General features: G+C 43.0%; 6 protein-coding genes. All 6 read right to left on the bottom strand.

Features of this window, described 5'->3' with window-relative positions; translation table 11 throughout:
• A partial coding sequence (locus CCU_RS12625; RefSeq protein ID WP_208896252.1) for a methylglyoxal synthase occupies positions 1–382 on the bottom strand: 382 nt, incomplete at its 3' end.
• Between the two features lie 10 nt (positions 383–392).
• Positions 393–1,556: an FtsW/RodA/SpoVE family cell cycle protein gene (locus tag CCU_RS12620; RefSeq protein ID WP_015534929.1), complete on the bottom strand. Its 1,164-nt coding sequence runs from the start codon at positions 1,554–1,556 to the stop codon at positions 393–395.
• Positions 1,507–1,836, bottom strand: coding sequence for a cell division topological specificity factor MinE (locus CCU_RS12615; RefSeq protein ID WP_015534928.1), 330 nt, complete (start codon positions 1,834–1,836; stop codon positions 1,507–1,509). The genes CCU_RS12620 and CCU_RS12615 overlap by 50 nt, the downstream gene beginning before the upstream one ends.
• 16 nt (positions 1,837–1,852) lie before the next feature.
• Complete coding sequence (minD, locus tag CCU_RS12610; protein WP_015534927.1) at positions 1,853–2,644, bottom strand: septum site-determining protein MinD; 792 nt, start codon at positions 2,642–2,644, stop codon at positions 1,853–1,855.
• 25 nt (positions 2,645–2,669) lie between these two features.
• Entirely contained in the window at positions 2,670–3,374 is a 705-nt protein-coding gene (locus CCU_RS12605; protein ID WP_015534926.1) for a septum site-determining protein MinC, read from the bottom strand.
• Between the two features lie 46 nt (positions 3,375–3,420).
• On the bottom strand, positions 3,421–3,715 hold a 295-nt coding region (locus CCU_RS12600), incomplete at its 5' end, for a penicillin-binding transpeptidase domain-containing protein (protein WP_256364702.1).

Here is a 3,715-nt window from a genome sequence, read left to right as displayed (position 1 = left end):
CACGCCAGTCAAGATCTCCTCTGTCAAGTGCCAGTATAAGGAGCTCGGCAGTTGCCAGATTAGTCGCAAGCGGAATATTATGTGTATCACACAATGTAAATATGTTGTTTATATCAGGTTCATGATTCTTTGGATGAAGCGGATCTCTCAGAAAGATGACCATATCGATGTCATTGTTCTCTATCTGTGATCCGAGCTGCTGCTCACCGCCAAGATGTCCTGCAATATATTTGTGAACTGTAAGATTGGTAACCTCCTCAATAAGTCTTCCGGTAGTTCCTGTTGCGTAAAGCTCATGCTTATTAAGAATTCCTCTATATGCTATACAGAAGTTCTGCATCAGTTTTTTCTTAGCATCATGTGCTATCAAACCAATATTCATGAAAATCCTCCTAATACTTTTTCTTTTGCAAATTTATATTGAGAACCATGCCCATTCCGGCACACAAACTGACGAGTGAACTCAGTCCGTAACTTATGAATGGCAAAGGTAATCCCGTGTTCGGAAGTATGGATGTGGCAACACCAATATTGATAAATGACTGGATGCTGACCAGTGCTGCCATACCTGTTGCTATATACATTCCCTTTTTATCACCGGAACGCCTAGCAACCCTAATACATTGTAACACTATGAGCAGTAAAATTGCAATAATAATAACACTTCCGATGAAACCTAATTCTTCTCCCACTGCCGAGAATATAAAGTCTGTCTGCTGCTCAGATATGAGATTTGTATCTTTTACGGTTGCCACATCAGAGCTGTTGATCCCCTTACCGGTCAACTGTCCCGATCCTATGGCCATGATAGAGTTGTTCTGCTGATCCTGGGTGGATCCGCCTCCATACATATGTCCAAGTATACGCTGTCTCTGATATCCGTTCAGGAACTGAGGCAGGTTGTCCTGCTGGATATACCAGAAGAAGCCTCCAAAGAATGGTATGAGTATCAGTACCGCAATACCTATTATCTTGAGTGAGAGCCCCGCTATAAATATGACTATAAACAATGTTGCACATATACATATCGTGGTTGAAAGATCCGGCTCGGCAAATATAAGTCCGATCGGTATTGCAAGGAAAGCTGCAAGCTTCAGCAGCGTCTTTGCCGTGTTCAGATCATCCGCATGTTTTTCAAGAAAAACAGCCGTGCAGATTATCAGTATTATCTTGGCAAACTCCGATGGCTGTATGGTAAATGAATCGGATATCTGGAACCATCTGCTGGCTCCATGGGAATCCGCACCTGATCCTACCACCAGTACAAGTCCCAGCAGCACTATATTTGCAGCGTATAGTACCATGTAGTATTTGCATATGAAATTATAGTCTATGAGTGATACTATTATCATTCCCAGTATACACACCCCGGCACCGATCAACTGCTTTGTGAGTTTTGTCTCATCTACGCTCACTATGATCACAGTACCCATGGCCATGGCTGCTATTATCAGGAAAAACAATTTGAAATTGTAATCCAGTATACTGTATTTTTTTTGATCCTGATCAAGACTGAATTGTTTTAAGTTCAGTTGATCCTTCTTGAATAAGTTCATAATTCACTGATCCTCGTCCTGTTGTTCTATATGTATATTCGTTATCCTTCTTCTCTGTATCCACGCTTAACAATGGAATATATGCCACTAGCATACGCTCCTTGACCTGGATATCGATATCTGATTCCTTTACATTGATGTATCTGTCTATCTCCTGCTTTATGGTATGCTTCATATCGTCCAGGAAATCCGGATTACACCCTATCCTGTCTGAAGCCAGCATGCTTATAAGCCTTTCTTTGGCATAACTTCCTGTGTTATATAAATATATCTTATTCATCCCCACATTCCTCCCTTCAGGCTCTTTTACGTCTGAAAAGCGAACGCAGTGAGCGGTTCTTCCCTGAATAATAATCTTCAACTTCAAGGGAATCATCAACTATCTTTCTGCATATATTCATATATGCATGTCTCGATTTCGTGTTGCTGCACACGACCGGTTCTCCTTTGTTTGTCGATATAACTATGTCCTCATCGTCGGCGATCACTCCAAGCAGATCCACTGCAAGTATATCAACCACATCATCGACGGACATCATATTGCCCTTTTTGACCATATCATATCTTATCCTGTTGATTATGAGGTGCTGTTTTTCAATTCCATACGCCTCGAGCAAACCGATTATCCTGTCTGCATCCCTTATGGCCGAGACCTCGGGAGTTGTCACTATGACAGCCCTGTCAGCAGCAGCTATGGCGTTCTTAAAGCCCTGTTCTATACCGGCCGGGCAGTCAATGATTATGTAGTCATACTCGTCTCTTATCTCGTCTATGAGCTTGATTATCTGTTCCGGGCTGACCGCTGTCTTATCCCTGGTCTGCGCGCAAGGCAGCAGGTACAGATTGTTGTAATTCCTCGCCTTTATAAGAGCCTGCTTATATCTGCAGTTTCCCTCTATTACATCTATCAGATTATAGACTATGCGGTTTTCCAGGCCAAGCACAACATCCAGGTTTCTGAGACCTATATCTGTATCTATCATCACCACTCTGTTCCCGAGGGACGCAAGACCGGTTCCTATGTTCGCCGATGTGGTCGTCTTGCCAACTCCGCCTTTTCCTGATGTAACAACAATAACTTCACACATAATAAAAATCCTCCTAAATTTACTATCATATGTAGGTTATATTTATGATTCCTTCATCATTCGTAGCTATCATTGGCATTCTTTTTGCACCCGGAAGTCTGATTCCTGTACTTTTCGCTTTCCCTATCTGCAAAAGCTGTGGGCACATTCTCATCGCTATTATGAAATTGTTTCCAGCCGCCAGCTTACCCGCTATGGCAGCTCCCGCCAGTTCCCCAACGACCACGATATTCTTACCGGATACAACCCTGGCATCCCTGGCAACATCTCCGAGGATAATGACATTTCCCCTGATCTCAAGGGTCTGCTTTCTCCCTATGTCACCGCGGAAGATATATGGTCTTTCATTGTCACTGTGCGTTTTAGTCATATCCGGCAAAGCCATACTGACTTTTGCCTGTTGTGGTTCACGATCCCCATCACCCCGGACACCGGAACCTGTATATTGATCTATGTCAGGTTTAGCTGCAAATCTGACATGAATCTTATCAATGCTGTTTAAAAAACTGATTATCTCCTCCGTGTCTCCACGCTCCAGGGTACATCCCCTGAAAGATATACATACAGTTCCTTTTTTCTGGAAGGCACTTATATTATCGAGGATCCTGCAATACAGATCGCAGCAGATATCATTTACAGACATAGCCGCCGGTACATAGACAACTATGCCTGATCTGTCTGCCTTGATTGATAATCTGTCCATACCATCCATATCATCTGCTCCTGTCATATTATTTCCTACACACAGGTTCTGTGATATATCTTTGGTATCTCAATTAATCTGACATCTGGTTGTTTCCTGTTATGTCAAGCGTATCAAGCTTGTCAGGGTCATACATATATGCGTACACCATTCCGGCAAGCTCCTCTGCGTTACCCGATGTATATCCATGTGGAATAACACATGTTACACTGACCTCAGGGTTCTCATAAGGCGCAAATGACACAAACAATGCGTGATCCGGCCTTGTGGTATCCTCCTCTGCTGTTCCCGTCTTGCCGGCAACATTGACATTTATCTGATTTATAAGAGCCGATGGACTTGTGTGGTCACTTACCATCTGACGCATT

The organism is Coprococcus sp. ART55/1 (assembly GCF_000210595.1).
Lineage (GTDB): Bacteria > Bacillota > Clostridia > Lachnospirales > Lachnospiraceae > Coprococcus > Coprococcus aceti.
Note: the sequence above shows the minus strand (reverse complement) of the source record. Positions and strands in the feature narration are given on the sequence as shown.